The sequence below is a fragment of the Arthrobacter sp. CAN_C5 genome (assembly GCF_017875735.1).
Classification (GTDB): domain Bacteria; phylum Actinomycetota; class Actinomycetes; order Actinomycetales; family Micrococcaceae; genus Arthrobacter_D.
Genome location: NZ_JAGGMZ010000001.1, coordinates 372,851 through 397,963, shown reverse-complemented (window position 1 = coordinate 397,963; position 25,113 = coordinate 372,851). Strand labels below are relative to the sequence as shown.

19 protein-coding genes and 3 pseudogenes are annotated in these 25,113 nt (G+C 66.0%); 13 read left to right on the top strand and 9 right to left on the bottom strand.

The genetic code is table 11. From position 1 onward, the window contains the following. Positions 1–2,367 (bottom strand): phosphoketolase, encoded by a 2,367-nt coding sequence (locus H4V95_RS01935; RefSeq protein ID WP_196867629.1) that lies wholly within the window; start codon positions 2,365–2,367, stop codon positions 1–3. Positions 2,368–2,453: 86 nt separating this feature from the next. On the opposite strand from H4V95_RS01935, the gene H4V95_RS01930 reads away from it, so the two are divergent. Together H4V95_RS01930 and H4V95_RS01925 are read left to right on the top strand one after the other, a co-directional pair. Beyond that, positions 2,454–2,690: a PLDc N-terminal domain-containing protein gene (locus H4V95_RS01930; RefSeq protein ID WP_196867628.1), complete on the top strand. Its 237-nt coding sequence runs from the start codon at positions 2,454–2,456 to the stop codon at positions 2,688–2,690. Positions 2,691–2,731: 41 nt separating this feature from the next. Continuing rightward, positions 2,732–3,181 (top strand): pyridoxamine 5'-phosphate oxidase family protein, encoded by a 450-nt coding sequence (locus H4V95_RS01925; protein WP_196867627.1) that lies wholly within the window; start codon positions 2,732–2,734, stop codon positions 3,179–3,181. Here H4V95_RS01925 and H4V95_RS01920 read toward each other — a convergent pair whose 3' ends face one another. After that, positions 3,182–6,067 (bottom strand): FAD-binding and (Fe-S)-binding domain-containing protein, encoded by a 2,886-nt coding sequence (locus H4V95_RS01920; RefSeq protein ID WP_245345826.1) that lies wholly within the window; start codon positions 6,065–6,067, stop codon positions 3,182–3,184. Between the two features lie 166 nt (positions 6,068–6,233). Between H4V95_RS01920 and H4V95_RS01915 the strand changes: the two genes are divergently transcribed. From H4V95_RS01915 to H4V95_RS01905, 3 genes are read left to right on the top strand one after another with little or no spacing between them, the layout of a single operon-like run. After that, complete coding sequence (locus H4V95_RS01915) at positions 6,234–7,640, top strand: MFS transporter (RefSeq protein ID WP_196867626.1); 1,407 nt, start codon at positions 6,234–6,236, stop codon at positions 7,638–7,640. 5 nt (positions 7,641–7,645) lie between these two features. Beyond that, complete coding sequence (locus H4V95_RS01910) at positions 7,646–9,805, top strand: molybdopterin oxidoreductase family protein (RefSeq protein ID WP_196867625.1); 2,160 nt, start codon at positions 7,646–7,648, stop codon at positions 9,803–9,805. Beyond that, positions 9,802–11,331 carry an FAD-dependent oxidoreductase gene (locus H4V95_RS01905; RefSeq protein WP_209728478.1) on the top strand — a complete coding sequence of 510 codons (1,530 nt, stop codon included), beginning with the start codon at positions 9,802–9,804 and terminating at the stop codon, positions 11,329–11,331. The genes H4V95_RS01910 and H4V95_RS01905 overlap by 4 nt, the downstream gene beginning before the upstream one ends. A gap of 12 nt (positions 11,332–11,343) precedes the next feature. Here H4V95_RS01905 and H4V95_RS01900 read toward each other — a convergent pair whose 3' ends face one another. Genes H4V95_RS01900 through nirB form a run of 3 tightly spaced genes read right to left on the bottom strand, consistent with a single transcriptional unit; the run spans position 11,344 to position 16,187 of the window. After that, positions 11,344–12,465 (bottom strand): uroporphyrinogen-III synthase, encoded by a 1,122-nt coding sequence (locus H4V95_RS01900; RefSeq protein WP_196867623.1) that lies wholly within the window; start codon positions 12,463–12,465, stop codon positions 11,344–11,346. Continuing rightward, positions 12,462–13,517 carry a uroporphyrinogen-III C-methyltransferase gene (cobA, locus tag H4V95_RS01895; protein ID WP_196867622.1) on the bottom strand — a complete coding sequence of 352 codons (1,056 nt, stop codon included), beginning with the start codon at positions 13,515–13,517 and terminating at the stop codon, positions 12,462–12,464. Before cobA ends, H4V95_RS01900 begins: the two co-directional genes overlap by 4 nt. Before the next feature lie 3 nt (positions 13,518–13,520). Then, positions 13,521–16,187 (bottom strand): nitrite reductase large subunit NirB, encoded by a 2,667-nt coding sequence (gene nirB / locus H4V95_RS01890; protein WP_196867621.1) that lies wholly within the window; start codon positions 16,185–16,187, stop codon positions 13,521–13,523. 227 nt (positions 16,188–16,414) lie between these two features. Between nirB and nirD the strand changes: the two genes are divergently transcribed. The 6 genes from nirD (at position 16,415) to H4V95_RS01865 (ending at position 20,144) form a co-directional block, all read left to right on the top strand. Next, positions 16,415–16,801: a nitrite reductase small subunit NirD gene (gene nirD / locus H4V95_RS01885; RefSeq protein ID WP_196867620.1), complete on the top strand. Its 387-nt coding sequence runs from the start codon at positions 16,415–16,417 to the stop codon at positions 16,799–16,801. A gap of 30 nt (positions 16,802–16,831) precedes the next feature. After that, a complete protein-coding gene (locus H4V95_RS01880) occupies positions 16,832–17,644 on the top strand; it encodes a sirohydrochlorin chelatase (protein ID WP_196867619.1) in 813 nt (270 codons plus the stop codon). A 38-nt stretch (positions 17,645–17,682) separates the two neighbouring features. Then, positions 17,683–17,808 carry a hypothetical protein gene (locus tag H4V95_RS18580; RefSeq protein ID WP_281064512.1) on the top strand — a complete coding sequence of 42 codons (126 nt, stop codon included), beginning with the start codon at positions 17,683–17,685 and terminating at the stop codon, positions 17,806–17,808. A gap of 70 nt (positions 17,809–17,878) precedes the next feature. Further along, positions 17,879–18,616 carry a GntR family transcriptional regulator gene (locus tag H4V95_RS01875; protein ID WP_196867618.1) on the top strand — a complete coding sequence of 246 codons (738 nt, stop codon included), beginning with the start codon at positions 17,879–17,881 and terminating at the stop codon, positions 18,614–18,616. Between the two features lie 4 nt (positions 18,617–18,620). Continuing rightward, positions 18,621–19,796, top strand: a complete 1,176-nt coding sequence (locus H4V95_RS01870) for an MFS transporter (protein ID WP_196867617.1) — start codon at positions 18,621–18,623, stop codon at positions 19,794–19,796. 108 nt (positions 19,797–19,904) lie between these two features. Then, entirely contained in the window at positions 19,905–20,144 is a 240-nt protein-coding gene (locus H4V95_RS01865; RefSeq protein ID WP_196867616.1) for a hypothetical protein, read from the top strand. On the opposite strand, the gene H4V95_RS01860 is transcribed toward H4V95_RS01865, so the two are convergent. Next, positions 20,135–21,442 carry an ISL3 family transposase gene (locus tag H4V95_RS01860; RefSeq protein ID WP_196868266.1) on the bottom strand — a complete coding sequence of 436 codons (1,308 nt, stop codon included), beginning with the start codon at positions 21,440–21,442 and terminating at the stop codon, positions 20,135–20,137. The two genes, H4V95_RS01865 and H4V95_RS01860, sit on opposite strands and share 10 nt — an antisense overlap. Before the next feature lie 121 nt (positions 21,443–21,563). On the opposite strand from H4V95_RS01860, the pseudogene H4V95_RS01855 reads away from it, so the two are divergent. After that, a pseudogene (locus H4V95_RS01855) lies at positions 21,564–21,863 on the top strand (ASCH domain-containing protein); the annotation flags it as partial. A gap of 63 nt (positions 21,864–21,926) precedes the next feature. Here H4V95_RS01855 and ppk2 read toward each other — a convergent pair. From ppk2 to H4V95_RS01840, 3 genes and pseudogenes are all read right to left on the bottom strand, one after another. Continuing rightward, on the bottom strand, positions 21,927–22,751 hold the full coding sequence (ppk2, locus tag H4V95_RS01850; protein ID WP_312883911.1) for a polyphosphate kinase 2: 825 nt from the start codon (positions 22,749–22,751) through the stop codon (positions 21,927–21,929). 132 nt (positions 22,752–22,883) lie between these two features. After that, positions 22,884–23,366: a DUF664 domain-containing protein gene (locus H4V95_RS01845; protein ID WP_196868257.1), complete on the bottom strand. Its 483-nt coding sequence runs from the start codon at positions 23,364–23,366 to the stop codon at positions 22,884–22,886. After that, a pseudogene (locus tag H4V95_RS01840) lies at positions 23,363–23,596 on the bottom strand (VOC family protein); the annotation flags it as partial. The pseudogene H4V95_RS01840 and the gene H4V95_RS01845, both read right to left, overlap by 4 nt. A 123-nt stretch (positions 23,597–23,719) precedes the next feature. On the opposite strand from H4V95_RS01840, the pseudogene H4V95_RS01835 reads away from it, so the two are divergent. Next, positions 23,720–25,113: pseudogene (locus H4V95_RS01835) on the top strand (IS3 family transposase).

Sequence of the window (25,113 nt, the reverse complement as noted above, 5' to 3'; positions counted from 1 at the left end):
TTAGGTCCTAGCGGACCACTGCCAGTTCCTTACCTCGGGGAGGTCCTCGCCGGCGGTGCGGATGTAGTGGTGATGGCTGATCAGCTTGTCCTTCAGTTCCTCGCGCGCATGGGAAGAGACGTCCCGGAGGCGGGGCACCCGGTCGATGACGTCAATGGCCAGGTTGAACCGGTCGATCTGGTTCATCACGCACATGTCGAACGGTGTGGTGGTGGTGCCCTCCTCCTTGTACCCGCGCACATGGAAGTTGTCATGGTTGGTGTGGCGGTAGGTCAGGCGGTGGATCAGCCACGGGTAGCCGTGATACGCGAAGATCACCGGTTTGTCCTGGGTGAACACCGCATCGAATTCAGGTCCGGACAGGCCGTGCGGATGGCTGCTTTGGTCCTGCAGCCTCATCAGATCCACCACGTTGACCACCCGGATCCGGAGGTCCGGGAAATAGTTCTGGAGCATCTCGACGGCGGCGATGGTTTCCATTGTTGGGACATCACCGGCACAGCCCATGACGACGTCGGGTTCCAGTCCAGCGTCGGAGCTTGCCCACTCCCAGATACCGACGCCCTTGATGCAGTGCTGGATTGCTGCCTCCATGTCCAGGTACTGCAACTGGGGCTGCTTGCCGGCAACGATGATGTTCACGTACTGACGGCTGCGCAGGCAGTGGTCGGCCACCGACAGCAGGGTGTTTGCATCCGGCGGCAGGTACACCCGGATCACGTCCGCCTTCTTGTTGACCGCATGGTCAATGAAGCCCGGATCCTGGTGGGAGAACCCGTTGTGGTCCTGCCGCCAGACATGCGAGGTCAGCAGGTAGTTCAGCGAGGCGACCGGGCGCCGCCACGGGATGCTGTTGGTGGTGCTCAGCCACTTGGCGTGCTGATTGAACATCGAATCGATCACGTGGATGAACGCCTCGTAACAGGAGAAAAACCCGTGGCGGCCGGAGAGGAGATAGCCTTCCAGCCACCCCTGGCACGTGTGCTCGGACAGGATTTCCATGACTCTGCCGTCACGCGCCAGATGATCGTCGCCGGGAACCACCTCGGCATTCCACGTCCGGTCTGTGGTCTCCAGCACTGCATCCAAGCGGTTGGAGTTGTTCTCATCGGGGGCGAACACCCGGAAGGAGTCCATGTTCGACGACATGATGTCCCGGAGAAATGTGCCCAGCACCCGGGTGGACTCCACAGCGCCGGTTCCGGGAGCACTAAGAGGCACGGCGTAGTCCCGGAAGTTGGGCATCGTGAGGTCCCGGAGCAGCATCCCGCCGTTGGCATGGGGGTTGGCGCTCATCCGGCGTGGGCCAACCGGGTGAAGCTGGCGAATGGCGGGGACGGGGGCGCCGGCGTCGTCGAACAGCTCCTCCGGACGGTAGCTCCGCAACCACTCTTCAAGAATCTTCCGGTGCCCCGGGTTCTCGCGCGCCTTACTGAAGGGCACCTGGTGCGCGCGCCACGTGCCTTCCACCTTCACGCCGTCGACCTCGGCGGGCCCGGTCCAGCCCTTCGGCGAGCGCAGCACAATCATGGGCCAGAGCGGGCGATGACCGTCACCCTCGATCCGGGCGCGGTGCTGGATTTCCTGGATTTCGTTCAGGCAGACATCCAGGACCCGGGCGAAGTCCTGATGCATCTGCTCCGGGTCGGAGCCCTCCACATAGTGGGGGGTATGGCCGTAGCCGCGCAGCAGCGCGTCGAGTTCCTCATGGCTGATCCGGGCGAGGACTGTGGGGTTGGCAATCTTGTAGCCGTTGAGGTGCAGGATCGGCAGGACAGCCCCGTCCCGCGTCGGGTCAACGAACTTGTTGGAGTGCCAGCTTGCGGCGAGCGGGCCGGTCTCGGCTTCGCCGTCGCCAATAATCGCCGCGACGGTGAGATCCGGATTGTCGAACGCCGCACCGTAGGCGTGGGACAGTGCATACCCCAGCTCGCCGCCCTCGTGAATGGAGCCGGGGGTCTCCGGTGCCACATGGCTGGGAACACCGCCCGGGAACGAGAACTGGTGGAACAGGCGCCGCATCCCGTCGCCGTCGAAGGAAATATCCGGGTAGGTTTCGCTGTAGGTCCCTTCGAGCCAGGCTGCGGCGACGGCCGCCGGCCCGCCATGGCCGGGTCCCATGATGTAGATCATGTCGAGGTCGCGGGCCATGATCACCCGGTTCAGGTGGGCGTAAATGAAGTTCAGCCCGGGGGTCGTCCCCCAGTGTCCCAGTAGCCGGGGTTTGATGTGTTCCGGTTCAAGCGGTTCCTTCAGGAGCGGATTGTCCATGAGGTAGATCTGTCCCACTGACAGGTAATTGGCCGCCCGCCACCACGCATTGATGGTCGACAGTTGGGCAGGGTTAAGGACGGATGTCTCACTCATGGGCTTCAGCTTGATGGCAATTCGGTTGCCGTTCCAGTGCCGAAAGACCCTTATCCTGGGTGACTTGTTGCAGCTACGGTGGGGAAATGGATATCACATTCAGGGGGAAGAAGCCCCGTAAATGGAGCGATCTGACCGCGAGGCAACAGTCTGCGATCCTCGCCCTGGCGGCTGTGCAGCTGTCGCTTGCTGCCACTGCCTGGACCGACCTGACGAATCGACCGGAGGCTCAGATCAATGGGCGTAAGAGTCTGTGGGCGATAGCGATAGCCTTCAATTTCGTTGGCCCGGTGCTGTACTTCCTCAAGGGAATCCGTCGCTAACTGCCCGCCACACCACCATTGAGCGCCGGAAAGGTACATTAATGAGCTCCTCCACCGTGAACGACGAATTCTGGGACGCCCCCGGGCTGCTCCGCGCCTCCGAGTCGCTCAGCACCGACGAATGCTGGGCCCTGTTGGCCGGGCAGACCACCGGGCGGATCGGGTTCCTGAACGAGGGGCTGGTGACAATATTTCCCCTGAACTGCATCGTCTACGACCGGGGCGTGTACTTTCGCACCGCCGAAGACGGTGTAATCGCCCGCAGCGGTTTGGAACGGGGAGCATTCCAGCTCGACCACATCGACACGGTTGCCCGGAGCGGTTGGACCATCCTGGTCAACGGCAGGGTGGAGCGGGTCACCGACCCTGAGCTGCTGAAGACGCTGTGGGGTCGGCCCACTGACGAGCCGTGGGCCCCCGGCCAACGCAACCTCTTCTTCGGCATCACCGCTGACAGGATCAGCGGACGGCGGGTCCGCCCCACCCACTAGTTACCCCTCGGGTCGGGCCGGGTCCAGGAGTTGCGCCAGGTGGATGCCGCGGCGCTCACTGAGATCCTCAAGTTGGGTCCGGCAGGAGTACCCGTCGGCCAGCACGACGGCGTCGTCCGCAGCACCCCGGACTGCCGGGAGGAGCTGCTGCTCGGCGACCGCCACCGAAATGTCGTAGTGTCCACGCTCCACGCCGAAGTTGCCGGCAAGGCCGCAGCACCCGCCGAGCTTTTGCAGGGTGGCTCCGGCCCCTTCGAGGAGAGCGGCGTCGGGGCTCCAACCCATCACTGCGTGGTGGTGGCAATGCGGCTGCGCAACAACCGTGGTTCCGTCAAGCGATGGTGGGGTGTAGCCGGGGGCCTTCGCGAGGAACTCGGCGAGGGTGTGGGTGGCCGCTGCCACCCGACCGGCCGTCGCCTGCCCAAGCAGCTCGACGGCGTCGGACCTCAACACCCCCGTGCAGGACGGTTCCAGGCCAACAATCGGGATGCCCTGGTCCACCGACTCCCCCAGCACCGTGACGCTGGAGCGCAGGATCCTCCGGGCGGCATCGAGCTGACCGGTGGAAATCCAGGTGAGACCGCAACAGACCGGCGCGTCGGGGATCATCACCTCATAGCCGGCGGCTTCCAGCACCCGCACCGCCGCCTGGCCTACTTCAGGCGAGAAATTGTTGGTGAACGAATCCGCCCAGAGCAGCACCTGCGGCCGGTTCTCGCCGCCATTGCCACCTGCACCGGTGCTGGCCTGGGCGCTGGACCGTGCGGTGAACCAGGAGTGGAAGGTCTGCGGGGCGAACGCGGGGATGGAGCGCCGCTGGTCGACGCCAGCCAACCGGAGCCCCAGCTGACGGACGCCCGGTAACCGGACCACTGCGTTCACGAGTTTGGGGGCGAAGGACGCCAGTTTCGCCCAGCGCGGTAACCAGCCCAGGGAATAGTGCGACGCCGGCCGGATCCTTCCCTTGTGGCTCTGGTGCAGCACCTCGGCCTTGTAGGCAGCCATATCGATGCCGGTGGGGCAATCCGAGGCGCAGCCCTTGCAGGACAGGCAGAGGTCGAGGGCTTCGTGCACTTCGGGTGCCCGCCAGTTCGGTGCCCCGCCCGTCGTGCCGCCGGTGACCGATCCGTTGATCATTTCCTGCAGCACCCGTGCCCGGCCGCGGGTGGAGTCCTTTTCCTCGCGGGTGGCCAGGTAGGACGGGCACATCACCGAGCTGTTGTCCGCGTGCGACGCCCGGCACAACCCCACGCCGGTGCAGCGGTGGACCGCCTGGCTGAAGTCGCCGTCGTCGTGCAGGTACCCGAAGCCCAGCCTGGATCGGAGCGGACCTGCCTCGGCCACCCGGACGTTCGCGTCCAGCGGCTCCGGGTTCACGAGGATACCGGGGTTGAGGATGTTATCCGGGTCGAGGATGCCCTTGACCTTCCCGAACAGGGAGATGGCTGCCGGCGAGTACATGTAGGGCAGGAGCTCGCTGCGGGCGCGGCCGTCGCCGTGTTCACCGGAGAGGGAGCCGCCGTAGCGGGCCACCAGTTTCGCAGCGTCGGTGAGGAAGGCGCGGAAGACGGTGGTGCCGTCGTGGGCCAGGGGAAAGTCGAGACGGATGTGGACGCACCCGTCGCCGAAGTGGCCGAACGGGAAGCCGGTCAGGTGGTGGGTGAGCAGCAGGTCGTCGAATTCGCGGAGGTAGTCGCCCAGCCGTTCCGGCGGCACGGCGGCGTCCTCCCACCCGGCGTGGGCGGGTGCGCCGGCTGGTGACCGGCCAGCAAGCCCGCCGCCGTCCTCGCGGATCCGCCAGAGCGCTAGGGCTTCCCGCGGGTCGGTGATGATCCGGGCATGCCTCGCCTGCTCGATGGCACTGAGCCGTCCCGCGCGATCAGCGACGTCGACGGCGTCGTCCCCGGAGATTTCGACGAACAGCCAGGCCGCCCCGCCCGGCAGTTCCGGCACCGCCTGCGGTCCCTTCCGGGTCCGCACCACTTCGACGATGCGCGAGTCCAGGCCCTCGCAGGCGGTGGGACTAAACGGCAGGACGCTGGTGACGGCGTCGCCGGCGTCGCCAATGGTTTCGAACCCGAGCACCACCATGGTCTTGTGCGGTGCGTCGGCGACGAGCCGCACCCCGGCTTCGAGCACGACGGCGAGGGTGCCTTCACTGCCGACCAGCGCCCGACGCAGGTCGAAGCCGCGTTCCGGAAGCAGGTGTTCGAGGGAGTAGCCGGAGACCTGCCGGCCGAAGCGGCCGAGTTCGGTCCGGATGGTGCCGAGTTCAGCGCCCACCAGCGACCGGAGTGCGTCGGTTTCCGGCGACGACGGCGTGCCGTCAGCGCCGAGGTAGAGCCGGGAGCCAGAACCGGTGACGACGTCGAGGTGCGTCACGTTGTCGGCGGTGCGCCCGTAGGCGAGCGCCCGCGACCCGCAGGCGTTGTTGCCGATCATCCCGCCGACGGTGCAGCGGGTGTGGGTGGACGGGTCGGGTCCGAAACGCAGGCCATGCGTCAGGGCAACCTTCTGCAGGGTGGCGTGCACGGCACCCGGTTCGACGACGGCCGTGCGGGCTTCGGCGTCGAAGCCCAGCACGCGGTTCAGGTGGCGGCTGAAGTCGATCACCACGCCGGCGCCGATGGAGTTCCCAGCGAGTGAGGTGCCGGCGCCGCGGGAGGTGAAGGGGATACCGCGTTCCCGGCAGACCTCCAGGGTGGCCAGCACCTCATCAAGGTGGCGGGGGAAGACGACGGCGGTGGGCTGCACCCGGTAGAGGGACGCATCGGAGGAGTAGGTGGCCCGTGACGTCGGATCCACCCGTACGTCGGGGACGCCCCGGGACTGGAGTTCGGAAACCAGGGAGGTGGGTGCTGTGAGCGTCGTCGCCATGAGTAACATGTTACTCACCGTGTCCAGGATGCCCACGTTTTCGGCGGAGAAGTTCTCACAATGCCCTTCGAGTGCGGATAGGTGAACGTCACGGGGCGTTTACGTTGCACGCCATGGGTGGAAACGAAGGCTCCGTACCGTCAGGGAAATAGAAACACCAACCCTGGAGGTCTCCGTGAGCATTGACGAAGCAGCACCGGCGGCCCTGAGCGCTCCAGCCGCCACGACCGCACCGCCCTTGATCCATCGGCCCGGCCGGTGGATCGACAACTGGGACGCCGAGGACACCACCCAGTGGAATGGCGTGGGCAAGTCCATCGCCAAGCGCAACCTGCAGTGGTCCATCCTGTGCGAATTCCTTGGGTTCGTGGTGTGGCAACTGTGGTCGATCGTTGTCGTATACCTGCCAGCGGCCGGCTTCACCCTCTCAACGTCGCAGATCTTCTGGCTAATCTCGATGCCGTCCCTCGTCGGGGCGACGCTCCGGATCCCCTATACCTTTATGGTTCCGCGGTTTGGTGGCAGGAACTGGACGGTCATCTCCGCACTGCTTCTCCTGATTCCCACCATCGGGCTGGCTGTCTGCGTTTCGAACCCGGACACGCCCTTCGGTGTCCTGCTCGCTGTCGCAGCACTGGCAGGTTTTGGTGGCGGTAACTTCGCCAGCTCGATGGCGAACATCACCTACTTCTACCCGGCCCGTGAAAAAGGCTGGGCGCTCGGCCTGAACGCCGCCGGAGGCAACCTGGGCGCCGCCGTCGCACAACTCGTCGTGCCAATCGCCGTCGCACTTGGCGCTGCCGCTACCCTGAATCTGCCGCTGGCCGGCTGGCTCTGGGTACCTCTGATTCTCGTCGCCGCCTTCTGCGCGTGGAAGTACATGGACAACCTGTCCAACGCGAGGAGCGACGTTGCGGGGTCCCTCGCGGCCCTTCGCGAACCGCACTTCTGGATCATGTCCCTGCTCTACATCGGCACCTTCGGCTCCTTCATCGGGTTCGCTGGGGTGTTCCCGAAACTGATCGTCGACTCGTTCCCCGCCTTCTCCACCCTCGCGATGGGACCGGTCACCCTGTCGCTGGCTTTCCTCGGACCGTTGGTCGGCTCCCTAGCCCGGCCCTTCGGTGGCCGCCTCGCTGACCGTTTCGGCGGAGCATTAATCACGGTCGCGGCCTTCGCCGTCATGGCCGCGGTCGCCCTCACGGTTGTCTGGACTCTTCCGCTGGCCAACTTCTGGCTCTTCCTCGGTCTCTTCCTCGTCCTCTTTGCCGCCGCTGGAACCGGCAACGGCGCCACCTATCGGATGATTCCCATAATTTTCGCGGTGAGAGGAGCCGCAGCAGGACAGACTGATCTGCGGGAATCGGTCAGCACAGCCCGTAAATCCGCTGCTGCGCTCGGCCTCATCTCGGCGATCGGCGCCTATGGAGGCTTCCTCATCCCACAGGTCCTCAACGCCTCAAAGAGTGCCTCCGGCAGTTACGACTTCGCCTTTTACGGCTTCGTCGGTGGGTATGTGTTGATGCTCGTCGTCACCTGGTTCTGCTACCTACGCCGCTCCTCGACGCTCGGCAAGGTCTGATCACCATGGAACAAACCGACCCCGGACAGCACACACACTGCCCCTACTGCGCGCTGCAGTGCGCGATGACTGTCAGCGCCCCCACCGCCGACAGCGGGGTGAGGGTCGGTGGCCGGGATTTCCCCACCAACAGGGGCGGCCTGTGCCGGAAGGGCTGGTCTGCAGCCGATCTGCTCCGCCACCCGGACCGCCTGACCGCGCCGCTGCTCCGTGGTACCGACGGCGTGCTCCGGGAGGCCCCCTGGGATGACGTCCTGCAGCTCATCAACGACCGCGTCCGCGCCATCCAGGCCGATCATGGACGGGACGCCGTGGCGGTGTTCGGCGGCGGAGGCCTCACCAACGAGAAGGCCTACACACTTGGCAAGTTCGCCCGTCTCGCCCTGCGCACCTCCCGCATCGACTACAACGGCCGGTTCTGCATGTCGTCTGCGGCGGCGGCCGGGAACCGGGCGTTCGGCGTCGACCGCGGCCTCCCCTTCCCCGTCGAGGACCTCGACGCAGCCTCGGTAGTGCTCCTCCTCGGGTCGAACGCCGCTGACACGATGCCGCCTTTTGTGCAGCATCTTCGCGGCGCCCAAGGCGCGGGCGGGCTCATCGTTGTCGACCCCCGACGGTCCGCGACGGCCCGCCTCACCGATCAGGGTAAGGGCATCCACTTGCAGCCCACCCCCGGCACTGACCTCGCGCTCCTCCTCGGGCTCGCCCACGTGGTGGTCGCCGAGGGCCTGGAGGATCGCGCGTTCCTTGAAGAGCGGACCATTGGGCACGACGACGTCGCTCGGGGCCTCGCGCGCTGGTGGCCCGAGCGCGTCCAGAGCCTTACGGGCGTTCCTGCTGCGTCCATTCGGGCGACTGCACGGCTGCTCGCGCGAGGCGCACGTAGCGGAGCCAGCGGTGGTTCAGGTGCCTACATCCTCACCGGCAGGGGCATTGAGCAGCACGCTGATGGCACGGACACCACGACTGCGGCCATCAACCTCGCCCTCCTCCTCGGGCTACCCGGCACCTCCCACAGCGGCTACGGGACACTGACCGGGCAGGGGAACGGCCAGGGCGGTCGCGAGCACGGCCAGAAGGCCGACCAGCTGCCGGGCTACCGGAAGATTACCGAACCAGCCGGCCGGGCTCACGTGGCCAGCGTGTGGGGAGTGCCCGAGGACGCGATCCCCGGCCCGGGGCTTCCCGCCGTCGAACTCCTCGCGGCGCTGGGCCGTCCAGACGGCGTCAGGTGCCTCTTCGTGCACGGGGCCAACATCGCCGTCTCAGCGCCGAACGCGGCGACGGTCATCGCCGGACTGCGCTCACTGGACCTGCTCGTCGTTTCCGACTTCTTCCTGTCCGAGACCGCTGCGCTGGCAGACGTCGTTCTCCCGGTCCTGCAGTGGGCCGAGGAGGAGGGCACCATCACCAACCTTGAGGGCCGCGCCCTCCGCCGCCGGGCCGCCGTGGCACCTCCTGAAGGCGCCCGCAGCGAGCTCTGGATCATGCAGGAACTCGCCCGGCTCCTGGAAGCTCCATCGCTGTTCAGCGAGGACCCCGAGACGATGTTCAACGAGCTCGCCCGGGCCAGCGCCGGCGGCCTCGCCGACTACTCAGGGCTTGACTACGATCTGCTTGACGGCGGAACAGCCGCTTACTGGCCCTACCCATCGGGCGGCACCGGCACGCCCCGGCTCTTCCTCAACGCATTCGCACATCCGGGCGGGCGAGCCGCTCTGATACGGGTTGCCCCGCTGGCCGCGACAACCGGCTCCCGTGTTCCCGCCCCGCTGCTCCTCGCGACCGGCCGCCTCCTCGAGCACTACCAGTCCGGCACCCAGACGCGGCGAGTACTCGAATTGCTGTCGGCTCAACCCGAGCCGCGGCTGCAACTTCATCCCGCCACGGCTGATGACCTCGGCATTGCCCAGGATGATCGTGTGGTCATCACGAGTGAGAACGGCGAAGCCCACGCCCTGGCGGATCTCACGGCCGACATCCGGCAGGACACGGTCTTCCTGGCATTCCACTACGCGGAGGCAGGCAGCGCGAACCGGCTCACGGGCAGCGCGACCGACCCCATCTCCGGAATGCCTGAATTCAAGACAACCCCGGTACGGGTGGCGGCTCTGGCTACCCACCCGTCCCAGTCATTGGCAGACAAGCTGGAGGTCAACGCATGAGTAACCCTGATACTGGTGCCCCGGAGCGGATCGTCATCGTGGGTTTCGGCCCGGTCGCGGCCCGGCTCGTTGAACATCTTGAGCCACTCGTCGCCGCCGGAAAGGTCGCCGTAACGGTCATCGGTCAGGAGAAGGAGGCCGCCTACAACCGGGTGCTCGTCGCCGACGTGGCCGTCCGCCGTAGCCGTGAGGCCGCCATCGGGTTGGCCGACCCGGCTGCGTTGATGGCCCTGGGCATCGATGTTCGTCTCGGCGCCCGGGTAGCCCGGGTGGACCGCCCCTCCCGGCGGGTGTTGCTCGAGGACGGAGAGGCGATCGACTATCACCGGCTGGTTTTCGCGACCGGCTCACGCCCCATCCTGCCGTGCCTCGAGGGCATGGACGAACGCGACAACGGATCGCAGACCTTACCCGCGGGAGTCAGTTTCCTACGCGACCTCGATGATGCCCGCGCCGTGGCCACCGCCCTCGCCTCGCGGGAACGCATCGTGGTGCTGGGCGGCGGCATTCTCGGCATCGAGGCGGCCCTCGCCGCAGCCGAGGAGGGCGGCCGGGTCACCCTCGTGCACCATGGCCGCTCACCGATGGAACGGCTTCTGGGTGAAGGGGCCCTGGTTCTTGCGGCAGCGCTACGAAACGCAGGCATCGCCGTCGTCGCCGGCACCTCGACCGGGGTGCACCTGGCGGACGGCCGGTTCGCGGGATTGGACCTCGAGGACGGGACGAGGGTCGACGGCGGGAGGCTTGTCCTCGCGTGTGGTGTGCGGCCGCGGACGGAACTCGCCGAGGGATGCGGCCTCGACGTCGCCGACGGTGTGCTGGTGGATCACACGCTGCGCGCGGTCGATGCGGGGGGCATCTGGGCGATCGGGGACTGCGCCGAGGTGCGTTGCCGGGACAGTTCCTGCCAGGCCTGCATGAATGACACCGCCCCCCAGGGACTGATCGGTCCAGGCTGGCAACAGGCGGACTACCTCGGCCTGGCATGGGCGGCCGAATTCGCCGGTGTGCCAGCCCCAGCCGTTAGGCTTCCGGAGCGACGCGACGCCGTCCTGGTGCTGAAAGCCCGCGGCGTGGACGCCGTGACGGCCGGCGAAACGGACGCGGATCCCTGGACGGTTCAGGCGGGGCTGGCCGTGGCGGTCTGGGCGGACCCGGGGCACGGACGCTACGTGAAGATGGTTACCCGCGATGGTGTCCTGACAGGCTTGGTCTGCGTGGGGATGCCACGGACCGGCGCCGAACTGGTGCTGCTTTTTGAACGCGGCAGTGAGCTCCCAGCTGACCGCTCCAGTCTGCTGCGGCTCGACAGCGCCGAGGGAGTCGTGGCGGCGATACCTCCCGGACCGGACGCGACACTCTGCCGTTGCGCGGGGGTCACCCGGGGATCGGTGGCAGATTCAGTGGTGAACGGCTGTGCATCTGTCTCCGATGTCTCGGCCAGCACCAGGGCGGGAACGGGATGCGGGGGATGCCACGAGGACATCAGGACCGTAATCGAGCAACACTTCGCGGTGGCGGTGTAGAGCAGCGGCGGTCTAGATGTGTAGCCGGTACCCGCGTTTGACCACTGTTTCGATCAGGGCAGGATCAGGCAGGGATTTCCGCAACCGGTTCACGTTCATGTCCAGTGCGTGGCTGGCACCGGTGCGGGCGAGGAGTTCAATCAGGGCGTCGCGGCCAAGGACGGCGCCCCGCGCGGTCACGAGGGCTTTGAAGAGGACGAGCTGCGCCGGGGCGAGGTCCACCTCTACCTCATCCACCCGGACGGCCCGGCCCCGTACCTCGACGCAGCCGGACGAGGTGGTCAGCTGTTCGACATGGTTTTCCGAAAGGTGGTCGCAGACCAGGCGGATCAGTGCGCCCATCCGGAAGCGTTCCGGCACGAGCGGCTCGATTCCCGCCTCGATCAGTGGTTGAGCGGTGACCGGCCCGACGGCGGCGGTCAGGACAGTGGTGCGAAACCGCTGCACCAGTTCCGTCTGGAGACCCTGCTCCGCCGCAGTGCTGAACAACGCGTCAACGGCCGGCGCGCTGGTGAAGGTCACGCAGTCCAGCTGGCCGGCGCAGATGGCCTCGATCAGGCGGGGCAATCGTTCAGAGCCCTCGGGTTTGACCCAGCGATAGGGGGTGACCGTCAGCAGGGTAGCGCCTGCGGCCTGCAGCCGATCCAGTTGATGAGCGTCGGCATAGGCGTGCAGTTGAACGCCTATGGTCAGCCCCGACAGGTCCTGCTCCAGCAACTGGTCGACGAGGGTCGCCGTCGTCTCGTCGGAGCTGATGCCTTCGTCGTCCAGTCCAGCCGCCCGCACCGCTCCCCTGGCTTTGGGCCCGCGAACATAAATACGGCCTTCCCCCAGCACCTCAAGAAGATCGTCGCCCAGCCCGGCGGCGTCCGCGGCCTCGAACCAGCGGCGCATCCCGTAGGCGGTGGTGATGATGAACAGATCGGGGCGCGCGGCAACCATGGCGGCGGTGTCCGTCAGCAACGCCACATCCTCAGCGATCGGGGCGATCTTCAACGCCGGCGCATGGAACACCGCAGCGCCGCGCCGTTCGAGGGCATCGATAAGGTCGCCTGAGCGGCGGTCGGAGGTCACACCGATACGGAAACCCGCCAACTGTTTGCCAGCTCCGTCCCTGCGGATCGCCCCGGTCACGATGCCAGGGATTCGGTCAGGTGCGCAAGGTGCGCGGCGCCGCCCTGCAGCTCGAGTCCGACACGCACCACCTCACCGATCACGAGGACGGCTGGGGACTGGCATCGGCTGACGCCAGCGGCCGTGACGATTGTCGACAGGGTACCCGCCGTCGTCCGCTGGGATGGGCTATAACCGCGCTCGACGACGGCGACCGGCATGTCATGCCGCATCCCGGCCCGGCCGAGTCCGGCCACCAGTTGCGGAAGCGTCGAGACCCCCATGAGGACCACAATGGTGCCGCCCAACCCCGCGAGATGCTCATGTTCCTCGTCAGTCAAGGGGGCGTGTCCGGACACCACCGTGAACAGGTGGCTGACCCCGCGATGCGTGACCGGGATGCCTGCTGCGGCGGGCACCGAAATCGCCGAGCTGACGCCGGGGATAACCCGGCAGGGGACCTGCGCCTGGAGGCATGCCGCCAACTCTTCGCTGCCGCGCCCAAACACGAAAGGGTCGCCACCCTTGAGCCGGACCACGTGCCGTCCCGCTCGTGCGTGGCTGACCAGGAGGTCATTGATCCCGGTCTGCGGCACCCGGTGATGACCTGGCAACTTCCCGACGTCAAGCAGCTCCGCGGCTGGAGCGAATTCGGCGAGGGCCTCGGCGGGAGCCAGCCGGTCGTACAGCACCACGTCGGCCTCCCTGAGGGCTGCCGCGGCGTCGAGAGTCAAGAGCCCTAGTGCGCCGGGGCCACCACCAATCAGGGTCACATGACCCCTGTCCAACGGCGCTGCTTCCCGGGTGAGGAGGGCGCCAGCGCTGCGGCACCGTCCCCGGAGTGCATCACCGGGGGCGTTCGCCCCGGCGGTGGGCACCGCCGCTATGGGTGCCCCTTCCACGACGACGACGAGGGCAGCACCCTCGAGCACAGGTGACGTGCAGTCCTCAGGATGGGGATATCGCTCGACGACGGCGCCCGCGGAACGGTACCGCGCGAGGGCCCGGCGGGTGGTCCACTCATTTCCGATGACCACTACGCGGCGCCCAGACAGATCGATCTCGAGATGCACGGCTCAGCCCTCCATGGTTTCCGCTGCGGCGCGGACGGGGATCGCCGCACCGAGGTTGACGCGTCCTGCGCCGGCCTCAATCTCTGCCGGGGTGGCCGGGCGGCGCTGGCCGCGCTCCTCGACAAGGACGATCGACTGGTCTGCTGCGTCTGGCGCGTTGACGAAGGACCTGAATCGCCGGAGCCGGTCGGGATTGTTGAGGGTCGCCGCCCACTCATCTTCGTAATGCTCCACATGACGGGCCATCGCGGCTTCGAGGTCGGCTGCGATACCGAGGGAGTCGTTGATGACGACGTCACGGACGTGCTCCAGGCCACCGTCGAGGTCGTCCATCCAGCGGGCCGTCCGCTGCATGCGGTCGGCGGTGCGGATGTAGTACATGAGGTAGCGGTCGATGTACTGGATCAACGTCGCGTCGTTAAGGTCCTGGGCGAGGAGTTGGGCGTGGGCCGGTTGGAAGCCGCCGTTGCCGCCGACGTAAAGGTTCCACCCCTGGTCGGTCGCGATGATGCCCACGTCCTTGCCGCGCGCTTCGGCGCACTCACGGGCGCACCCGGAGACCCCCATCTTGAACTTGTGCGGCGCGCGCAGCCCGCGGTACCGGAGCTCCAGGTTGATCGCCATGGCCACCGAGTCCTGCACCCCGAACCTGCACCAGGTGGACCCGACGCAGGATTTCACGTTCCGCAGGCCCTTGCCGTACGCCTGCCCGGACTCGAACCCCGCCTCTACGAGAATCTTCCAGATCTCCGGCAGCTGCTCCAGCCGGGCCCCGAACAGGTCGATCCGCAGGGCGCCGGTGAGCTTGACGTACAGGCCGAACTGCTCGGCCACCTGTGCGATGACGGCGAGCTTCTGCGGCGTGATTTCTCCGCCGGGGATCCGCGGCACCACCGAGTAGGTGCCGTTGCGCTGCATGTTGGCGAGCGCACGGTCGTTGGTGTCCTGCAGGGTGCCGCGGCCGCCGTCGAGCACGTACTCCCCACGTTGGGTGGCGAGGATGGAACCGATGGCCGGTTTGCAGATGTCGCAACCGTGCCCGGTTTTCGCCTCGTCAGTCGCCCCGAAGCGCAGAATGATGTCCTGGAAGGACGCCAGGTCGAGAGCCTGGATGGCTTCGAACAGGTCCGGCCGCGACATCGCGAAGTGTTCGCAGATGCCCTTCGAAACGGTGCGGCCGGCCTTGGTGAGCTCGGCGTCGAGCAGCTTTTTGAGCATTGGCACGCAGGAGCCGCACTGGGTTCCTGCGCGGGAACACGCTTTGAGTGAGGGCATGTCCAACGCCGGGTCAGTCGCCTCTCCGTTGGCGTCCAGACCGTGCACCGCTGAGCGGCAGGCCCCGGCGGTGACGTTGTTGCAGGAGCAGAGGACGACGTCGTCGGGCAGTTCCGACGGTGGGGCGTCGCCGTTGCCCGCCGACGAAAGATAAGCGCCCGGCTCGGTCGGGAGTTCACGGCCGAGCAGCGGCCGAAGCGCCGAATAGGGCGCTGCGTCCCCGACGAAGATGCCGCCGAGCAGGATCCGCGCATCGTCTGTGACCACGAGCTTCTGGTAGAGCCCACGGGCGGGGTCGGCGTATACAATTTCGAGGCTTCCCTCCGTCTCCGCGAGCGCGTCCCCGAAGCTCGCGACCTCAACGCCGGAGAGTTTCAGCTTGGTGGCGGTGTCGAACCCGGGGAAGGTGGACAGCCCACCCAGGATGCCGTCGGCGCAGACCTCGGCCATCGCGTTCGCCGGAGCGACCAGCCCCATGCTGACCCCCTCGTAGCTCGCCACCTCGCCGATCGCCCAGACTCCCGGCCGAGCCGTTTTGCAGGCATCGCTGATGACGATTCCGCCGCGGGGTGCCAGGTCGAGGCCGGCCTCCCGAGCGAGTTCATCACGGGGCCGGATGCCGACCGAGAAGACCACGAGATCGGCGGGGAGGACGATGCCGTCGCTCAGGGTCACACCGGTGACACGGCCGTCGTCGTCGGCGGTGATGCCGGTTGGCGCGCCACCACAGTTGATCCCCAGCCCCTTTTCGGCGATGAGGCGCCCCAACGCCTGCCCACCACCCTGGTCAAGCTGCGCGTTCATCAACCACCCCGCCCTGTTGACGACGGTCGACTCAGCGCCGAGTTGCTGGAGGCCTCCCGCCGCTTCAAGGCCAAGGAGCCCACCGCCGATGACGACAGCGCGCGGCGCCCTTCCGAGATCGATGGCGAGCCGGGCTGTCTCCGAGCGGAGCCAGTGCATGTCGTCGACCGTGCGGTACACCACCGCATGCTCCCCGCCCGGCAGGGGCAGCCGGACTGCTTCCGATCCGGTGGCGAAGACGACGTCGTCGTAGGGGTACCGCGTGCCGGAGGCACCGGTGACGCACTGGGCGTCCAGATCCAGCTGAACGGCGCGCTCGCCGGTGACGAGGGCGATGGCGGGCTCGCGCCACATGATGGACTCGCCGAGGCTCAGGTCGACGTCGTCGATCAGTCGCCGGCTTAGCGCCACCCGGTCATACGGAGCATGAGCCTCCTCCGTGAGGACGGTGATAAGTAGCCCGTCCGTGCCTCGCCGCCAGAGCGCCTCAACGAAGCGGTGCGCCGCTGGTCCACCGCCGATGACGACGATGCGCCGCTCCTGCGGTGGGGTGGCATCCTCAGCGGGCCGGGATGATCGGGTCTCGCTCATGTGGTGCCTTCCGTCAGGACCGGGCGGTCCCGTCTTTCGCTCCACATTATGAGGGGGGAGTGTCGCTTATGTGTCGTGAATGTATCGCAACGTTAACAATCGACTCACGGTGCGGCGGATGCCCTGTGAGGTGGTTGTTACGCGGGCGCAACGCCCCCGGGACTCGGGCGACATGTCCGCGGCCTAGCGTTGTCCCCAGTGCAATATCCGTTATCGAGGAGAACACCATGACAGAGCTCATCCTGCAGCGTCCCGGCATCCCGGAGACAACCGCCGAGCTTGCCTGGGAACAGATCTGCCGGCTCGACGACCTCGAGGAATGCTGGGGGGAGGCTGCCCTGGTGGGGACGGTTCAGGTTGCCCTGTTCCGGTTGCCCGGTGACCGGCTCCACGCCGTCGGGAATATCGACCCAAGAACGGGTGCAGCCGTGATGGCCCGCGGTATCGTCGGGTCGCGTGGTGCCTCACCGACGGTCGCCTCGCCCCTTCATAAAGAGGTGTACGACCTTGCCACTGGAGCTTCGGTGTCTGGAGGCCAAGGTCTCAGCGCGTATCCGGTGCGGTGCGTCAACGGAGTTGTGGAACTCCTCATCGAGGTCGGGTTCCCTGCCTGAGTGGGCAGCGATGCTCCGATCAATGCTTCAATGGCTGACATGACCTCGCATCTGAAGGACGACGGCGTACCGGTCCTGATCGCCTGCGCGCACGGCACGGACAACGCCCAGGGGCGCCGGGAGATCAACGCGGTCCGCGCCGGTATTGCTGCGCTGCGTCCGGAGCTTGACGTGCTTGAGGCCTACGTCGACGTGCAGAATCCCGACCTGGTGGACGTGGTCGCCACGCTTCCGCCGAACCGTCCCGCAGTGATTGTGCCGTTGCTGTTGTCGGTCGGCTACCACGTCAAAGTAGACATTGCACGGGCGGCGGCGAGCCGGCCAGTGACGGTGTCAGCGCTTCCCCTTGGACCGGATCCGCGCCTGGCGCAGGTCCTGCAGCAGCGACTGATCGAGGCAGGGGTGACCGACGGTGACGCCGTCGTCCTATCGGCTGCAGGCTCCTCCGACGCCTGTGCTGCCGAGGACGTCGCCGAGGTTCGATCAAGTCTGGCAACGCTCAGAACCGGCCCGGTACGCCCGGGGTTTGGTTCGAAGGCCTCTCCGTCCGTCCCGGACGCCGTCGCAGCCTTTCGGGACGGCGACCCGTCTTCGCCGGTTGCGCTGGCGTCCTACCTCCTCGCGCCCGGGTATTTCCATGACCAGCTGGCGAAGGCCGGGGCCGACGTCGTCAGCGCTCCCTTGCTCCCGAGCCCCGTGATTGCTGGGATCGCTCTATCCCGGTACGACGACGCCGTCGTTCGTCTGCTCAGCGGGTCACGACCGGACACGGGCCCGTGCCTCCGACCGTGTCGGGCGCGCGTGGCAACGTGTGTCCGAAGCGGTCTGGTGCCGGCGGCCTGAGGCATTCCACCCATTGTGGAACCCCCTGGTGCCCCGTTTTGGCGATCCTGCTTGCGCTGACCAACGAACTCATCATTGGGCGACGGTGGATGGCGCACAGGGCGTTCATCGGCCAGTTCAGCCCTAATCCCACCCTGGCTCACGCCTACCGCGAGGGTTTCTAGCCGCCTCTTCGCCCCGGCACGCTCTTTCTTTCGGCGTGCACTAATGCCGTCGAGCATTACCCTTGGAGTCATGTCACCCGCCGCCGACGACGCCCCCGCCCCCGCTGCGCGGCCGCCGTCCCTCACCGACCGGACCATCGAGGCCGTGCGTGAGGGGATCCGGAACGGCACCCTGGTCCCTGGCGAGCTGTATTCGGTCTACCGGCTGGCGGATGAACTCGGCGTCTCCCGCAGCCCGGTCCGCGACGCACTGCTGCGGTTGGCGGAAACCGGGATGGTGGCGTTCGAACGCAACCGTGGTTTCCGGGTGGTGGTCCCGGGGGCGAGGGAACTGACCGAGATCATCGCCGTCCGGCTGGCCCTTGAGGTGCCCGCAGCTGAGCGGGCGGCGGTCCGGGCCACCGACGTCGACCGGTCAGCCCTGCACGCCGAGCATCTGGCGATGCAGGAGGCGGTGCTCGCGGGCGACGAGACCGCCTTCATGCTGCACGACCAGCGGCTACACGGACTGCTGCTCGATCTCGCCGGCAATGCGCATGCTGCCCGGATCATCGAAAATCTCCGCGATGCCACCCGGCTGGTCGGTGCGTCGACGATCAGGCAATCGCGGTCCCTGGACGATGTTTACCGGGAGCACCGGCCCATCCTGGACGCGATTGACGACGCCGACCCGGGTGCCGCAGGGGCTGCCATGCGTCGGCACCTGGAGTCCACCGGGAAGCTTCTCCTGCGGGGGGCCGTGGGAGGTCAGGATACGTCGCTGTGGGAAGACCTGGTTGATCCAGTGTCCAACGCAGGCGACAGGTAGCCGGATGACCGACGAGGTGGAGCGTCACCCTCGGGGTGGGCTTGCCGCCCTGTGTATCACCCAGACCACCAGCTGGGGGCTGCTGTATTACTCGTTGCCCGTGGCCGTGGTGCCCATCGAACTGGACACCGGGTGGAGCGCAGCAGCGATCACCGCCGCGTTCTCTGCAGGGTTAATTGTCTCGGCGGTCGTGGGGATCTGGGTGGGTCGGTTGCTGGACCAGCGCGGACCGCGACGCCTGATGGTGACCGGCAGCCTGGTCGGTGTGGCTGCACTGTTGCTTGTCGCCACGGCTCCGAACCTGCCCGTCTTTGTAGCCGCCTGGCTGGTGGCAGGGCTGGCGCAGGCGGCCGTGTTCTATCAACCCGCTTTTGTGGTGCTGACCCGCTGGTATGGGCCGGCCCGGGTGCGCGCGCTGACCATCCTGACCCTGGTCGCCGGGTTCGCGTCACCGATCTATGCGCCGTTGACGGCGCTGCTGATCGAGAGTGTCGGCTGGCGCTCCGCCTACGTGGTGCTTGCCGTCGCGTTGGCGGTGGTCACCATCCCCTTGCACTGGTTCTTCCTGAATGCCCACTGGTCGGTACCGGTACCTGTTCAACCACGGCAGGCAGTAACCCGTGACGTCCGGATGACGACGCGCAGCCGCCGGTTCATCATGCTGCAGGTGGCGGTCGCAGCGGCCACCCTTGCCCTCTTCGCAGTAACGTTCAACCTGATTCCCCTCCTGCTGGAGCGCGGTCTTGACTACCGGACCGCGGTGCTCGCGTTCAGCCTGATCGGGGTGGGCCAGGTCATCGGCCGGCTGTTCTTCGCCGTCCTCCCCGGCAAGGCGAACCCGGTGCGCCGTGCGGTGCTGTTGCTGAGCGCAGGCGCGACCAGCCTGTGGTTGCTGGGCCTGCTGCCCGGACCGGCGTTTGCGCTTATCGCTGTGACGGTGCTGGCGGGCGCGGTCCGCGGCTGCGTCACCCTGCTCCAGGCGACAGCAGTTGCCGACCGGTGGGGCACCGCGAACTTCGGTGCCGTGCAGGGCGTGTTCGTGGCGCCGGTGACTGCAGTCGGCGCACTGGCTCCTGCGGCTGGGCCGCTCCTTGCGGCGCTCCTCGGAGGGTATCCGGCGATGGCGCTGGCCATGGCAGGGGTGGCAACCCTCGGCGTGCTGGCTGCGGCACGCTCATGATTGTCACCCGTTCAGATTTCCAGGACGCCCGCACTGTTCTAGTCTGGTCGGCCCGCTCTAGTAGGCCCACTCTGGTCGGCCTGCCGCGACTTCTGGCACGATGGGGTGGTGGAATCCCAACCTGTTGCCCCCGTCAACCAGCACGCCGGTATTCGGATGTGGCAGGACTATTGCGCCGCCCATCCCGAGGCGGTGGCAGCATCGCCCGAGTACACGATCGAACATTTTGGTGACACCCGGCGGCTAGCGGATGAACTGCTTGGTCTTGTCCTCAGCGGACGGAAGCGGGCCACGGCTGAGCTCGTGCGCGATTTCATCGCTCGAGGTAACCAGGCTCTTCATAATTGAGGGTGTAGTCGGGGTCTGAAGCCGCCGGTTTCCAGGAGTGAGCGGGCGATGTAGTTGGCGATATTGCGGAAGCCCAGGGCTGAGCCTCGGAGGTGTTCGAGGCGGCCGTTCATGGCTTCGGTGGGTCCGTTGCTGGTGCCGGGCCGGTCGAAGTACGCCAGGACGTCGGCGGCCCGGCGTTTGAGGGTCCGGCCCAGAGTGCGGATCTCGGTGAGCGCGGCCGGGACACCGTCGCTGACCGATTCGATAAGTGCTTGCATCAACTCGTGTCCTCGGGCCCGGTCCTCGTGCCGGTAGGCAGCAATCATCCGCTGGTAGATGCCCCAGGTTGCCTCGACTTGGACGTGAGTGTCCGTGGTGAACAGGTCGGTGAGGCGTTGTTCCTGTTTGTCGGTGAGCAGGTCCGCCCCCGTATGCAGGGTCCGCCGTGAGCTGTAGAGCGGGTCGCCCTTGCGTCCGCGGTGACCGCAGGTAGCTTGCTGGATCCGGCGTCGGCACCCATCCAACGCGTCCCCGGCGAGACGGACGACGTGGAACGGGTCCATGACCGCCACCGCGCTGGGAAGCTCCTCGGCGGCCGCGGTTCTGAAGCCGGTGAATCCGTCCATGGCGACGACTTCCACCCCGTCCCGCCACGCCTGTGGGCGTTTGGCTAACCACTGCTTGAACACGGCCTTTGAGCGGCCCTCGACCATGTCCAACAACCTTGACGGCCCAGTCTTTTCGCGAATCGGCGTGAGATCGATGATGACGGTCACGTACTTGTCCCCGCGGCGGGTATGCCGCCACACGTGCTCATCGACGCCGATCACCTTCACCCCGTCGAACCGGTCCGGGTCATCGATCAAGACCCGCTTTCCCTCGGCCAGGACCGCGGTGTTCGCGGTATTCCACGACACCCCAAGGCCCTCGGCGACCCGGGCGACGGTGAGGTGTTGACACACGATCCCGGCCAGCGCCCAGCGCAGGCCCCGTCGGGAGAGTTTCGCCCGCGGCTCGGCGGCCTTAGCGGTGTCCTGCCGCCACACGTGAGCGCATCCGGTGCACCGGTAGCGGCGGACCCGGATCAGCAGCGTCGTTGGCCGCCAGCCGAACGGTTCGTGCGCCAGGCGCCGGGTCACCATGTCCCGTGCAGCGCCTTGGGCTCCGCAGCGCCGGCACCACGAGTCCGGTTCCACTACCTCGCAAACCAGCACCGCACCATCGGGCTTCACCTCCTGACCGATGGCTTCCAGACCGAGTTCATCGAGTCGGCAGAACGTGCTCAGATCGGGTGCAGCGAAGGTAGCGTTGAACACGTTGAGGTCTTCCGGATGGCGAGCGTGAGAACTTCCATCATCGGAAGGCCTCGACCCCTATCCCGTGACCGACGCGCCCATCCCGCTCACACCCCGACTACACCCTCAATTGCGATGAGCCGGTAACCAGGTGCCCCGCATCGGATCCCATTGGATTGCCTGTGACGGAGATGGGAGTCCTCGCATCATCATTCGCAGTGTGGAGCTCCGCATTGGTGACTTCACCAGTGCGGATGCGAAGTTTGCCGTCGACGAAGGCGAGGATGATCTAAGCCTGGAGAGTTGGCGGCGCGAACACCGCCGGTACTGGACACGGGTTTCAGCGGCACAGGACCGCCAATGGACGGAAAGTGATGAGATCGTGTTCGAGCGTTTCAGCGTGGTCTGGCCGCCCGAACATGCGGACTTGGCTTCCACCTAGCCAGTTATTAGCTTCGGCACCCTGGGCCGCGCGCGGCCCGAAACAGTCACCATCACTGGCTGGCTATTTAGATTTTCCGACTCGGTAGCGCTGGGGCACGAACTTCTGGTGGTTCATGGGCGGTCGCTCGTAGATCCGGTTCTGGCGCTCGGGCAAGTGGATGTCCGGCAACGCTGGCCGCTCGTAAGGCAACAGCGATAGCAAATGGGCCATCAGGTTAAGCCGGGCTTCCTTCTTGTTATCGGCGTCCACCACCCACCACGGGCTGCGCTCGGTGTCACTGAATTCAAACATTCGGTCCTTGGCCTCTGCATAATCAACCCAACGGGCTTGCGCCTCGAGGTCCATGGGACTCAACTTCCACCGCTTAGCGGGGTTGTCGATGCGTTGCTGGAATCGACGGCGTTGCTCGGAGTCGGAGAGGCTCAACCAGTACTTCACCAGGACGATCCCATCGGAGATCAGTGCCTCCTCAAGCATGGGGGCCGCGTCGACGAAGTCGGCATACTGTTCATCAGTGCAATAGCCCATCACCCGCTCGACTCCGGCCCGGTTGTACCAAGACCGGTCGAACAGCACAATCTCCCCCGCCGCCGGCAAATGGGCAATGTAACGCTGGAAATACCACTGCGACCGCTCGCGCTCAGTCGGCGCCGGGAGAGCGACCACCCGGCAGAAGCGCGGATTGAGCGCCCCGCTAATTCGTTGGATCGTCCCACCCTTACCGGCGGTGTCACGACCTTCAAAAATAACTACCAGCCGCGTGCCTGTTGCGCGCACCCACTCCTGCAACGCGACCAGTTCCTCCTGCAACCGCAGAAGTTCTTTTTCGTAGTCCTTCTTGGACAGGACCTGGGAGGTTGCCTCGCGGCGCGTTTTCTTGACCACAACTCACATTGTGCCTCAGACCGTGCACTTCAGGGAGGTGCTTTGGTAAGGAATCAGGGTAAAGCTTCGTTCGACTCGTGTTCGGGGTGCCATAGAAATTCTTTCGGCTGAAATCTTTGGGCAGGCGCCCCGTTACGAGGTAACGACAAGATCTTGATGACCATCGAAGAGCTCACGCACGATGTCCAGGTGTCCCGCATGGACGGACGTCTCAACAAGTACGCGAAAGAGGACCTCGTGCCCGTCACGCATTGGTGGTCCGCCGTAGACATCTGCCGGGGGTATCCAGCACGGCGGTGCGTCGAGATCGACGCCACCAAGGATGTCGTCGCTGCGAACGATCTCCCGCCGGTAGGCGGTGATCGCTTCTGCTCCGGTCATCGGTTCCGACGCCCAGCCATTGTGGAGGCGTTCGATGGCTCCCTGGTCACCGCCGAGAACGGCCGAAATCCAGAACATCTCATCATCGAATGCGAGGTGATTAAGGAGGCTGACCACCGACCAACCGGACGGGACCATCACCCGGTGGAGCGCCTCCTCTGGTAGCCCCTCGACGGAGCGGAGTACGTGTTCTCGGCCAGCGGTCAGCTGTGAAAGCAACTGTGTGTCGTTCACGCCTCGGGTTCATAACCGACGAGCCAGTGAAGTCCGTGCCGGTCGACGACCTGGCCGTCGGATGCGCCCCACGGCTTCGGTGTCAGAGGGTCGATGACAGAGCCGCCATCAGCGAGCTTGTCGAACCACTCATGCAACACTGCTGGTTCCGCGGTACCCAGGAGCGAAAGCATCATCCCTTCACACCGGACGGTTCTTTCACCTGCAGCGCCATCCGATCCGGCCAAGGCCCTACGTGTCAGGGTGAGTTGAGGCCAGTGGCTCATAGCAAGTCCGTCTAATTCGTAGGGCGAGAATCAGGATCAGAACCAATGTCTATCTCCACAATTTCCCGGGTGCGGGAAGATGGGTCCATGAGTAATTCTGGCCCTCGTGCCGGCGGTCCAAGGCCTCGAAGGTCGTTTACCCCGGCGCAGAAACTAGCCCATCTGGCCGCTTACCAACAGGCCTGTGACGATGGCTCCGGAGGCGGGGCGTACCTTCGTCGTGAGGGCATCTATTCCTCCCAGATCACTGAGTGGCGCAAACTCCGTGATGCAGGTGTGCTCGAGGGTAGGAAGCCCGGGGAGAAGATCGGCAAGCTTACCGCTGAGCAGGCCGAAATCGCCCGTCTACGCCGGCAACTGGAGGTGAATGAACGCACGCTGGCACGGACTCGGGCAGCGTTGGACATCATGGGAAAAGCACGGCAGCTTTTGGAGGAAATCTCCGAAAGCGAGGAGCAGCAGTGGTACAGGAAACCCTGATGGGGGTTTATGCCGAACTCACAGGTGCGCATATCCCCACGCGGGAAGCGGCGGTCTTGGCCGGGATACCGCGGGCGACCGCAACCCGCAGCCCGCGGATCCCGCAGGCCGGGCCGATGCCCGTGTCTGTCCCGGCAAACAAGCTCGACCCGGACGAACGCGCCGGTATCCTCGCTGCCGTGAACTCTGCCCGCTTCGTGGATCTAGCCCCGGTCCAGATCTACGCGCAGCTGCTGGACGAGGGGACCTACCTGTGCTCAATCTCAACGATCTACCGGATATTGACTGAGAATAAGCAGGTCAAAGAGCGCCGCCGGCAGGCACGCCATCCGCCCAGGACCGTTCCGGAATTGACAGCGGCTGGCCCCGGGCAGGTCTACAGCTGGGACATTACCAAGCTTGCCGGCCCGGTCAGGGGTAAGTACTTCGATGCCTACGTGATGCTCGATATTTACTCCCGCTACATCGTGGGCGCATACGTCCATGCCCACGAATCCGGGGAGTTGGCGGTGGAGATGATGAAGGGAATCTTCGGTATCCACGGCATCCCGGAAATCGTGCACGCGGACCGCGGGACTTCTATGACGTCCAAGACCGTAGCTGTACTGCTCTCCGATCTGGAAGTCACCAGGTCACACTCCAGGCCCCGCGTATCCAATGACAACCCCTACAGCGAGGCGTGGTTCAAGACCTTGAAATTCGCTCCCGTGTTCCCTGAACGATTCGGCTCCCTGGCCGATGCGAGGGCCTTCATGGCGACTTTTGTCGAAGGATACAACCACAGCCACCGCCATACCGGAATCGGACTAAACACCCCGGCAGACGTCCACTACGGTCTTGCCGCGACGAAGGCCACCGAACGCTCCATCACTTTGGCCGCCGCACGGCGGAAGAATCCCGAACGATTCAGCACCGAAACGGACCCAAAAATACTCACCGTCCCCGGCGCGGCATGGATCAACAAACCATCCCAGGAAACCCAGACAGAAGCAGCCGCCTAA

Bases quoted from the DNA above. Each gene is read 5' to 3' on its own strand.
- H4V95_RS01935 (WP_196867629.1), bottom strand. From the start codon at position 2,367: ATGAGTGAGACATCCGTCCTTAACCCTGCCCAACTGTCGACCATCAAT.
- H4V95_RS01930 (WP_196867628.1), top strand. From the start codon at position 2,454: ATGGATATCACATTCAGGGGGAAGAAGCCCCGTAAATGGAGCGATCTG.
- H4V95_RS01925 (WP_196867627.1), top strand. From the start codon at position 2,732: ATGAGCTCCTCCACCGTGAACGACGAATTCTGGGACGCCCCCGGGCTG.
- H4V95_RS01920 (WP_245345826.1), bottom strand. From the start codon at position 6,067: ATGTTACTCATGGCGACGACGCTCACAGCACCCACCTCCCTGGTTTCC.
- H4V95_RS01910 (WP_196867625.1), top strand. From the start codon at position 7,646: ATGGAACAAACCGACCCCGGACAGCACACACACTGCCCCTACTGCGCG.
- H4V95_RS01905 (WP_209728478.1), top strand. From the start codon at position 9,802: ATGAGTAACCCTGATACTGGTGCCCCGGAGCGGATCGTCATCGTGGGT.
- nirB (WP_196867621.1), bottom strand. From the start codon at position 16,187: ATGAGCGAGACCCGATCATCCCGGCCCGCTGAGGATGCCACCCCACCG.
- nirD (WP_196867620.1), top strand. From the start codon at position 16,415: ATGACAGAGCTCATCCTGCAGCGTCCCGGCATCCCGGAGACAACCGCC.
- H4V95_RS01880 (WP_196867619.1), top strand. From the start codon at position 16,832: ATGGCTGACATGACCTCGCATCTGAAGGACGACGGCGTACCGGTCCTG.
- H4V95_RS01875 (WP_196867618.1), top strand. From the start codon at position 17,879: ATGTCACCCGCCGCCGACGACGCCCCCGCCCCCGCTGCGCGGCCGCCG.
- H4V95_RS01870 (WP_196867617.1), top strand. From the start codon at position 18,621: ATGACCGACGAGGTGGAGCGTCACCCTCGGGGTGGGCTTGCCGCCCTG.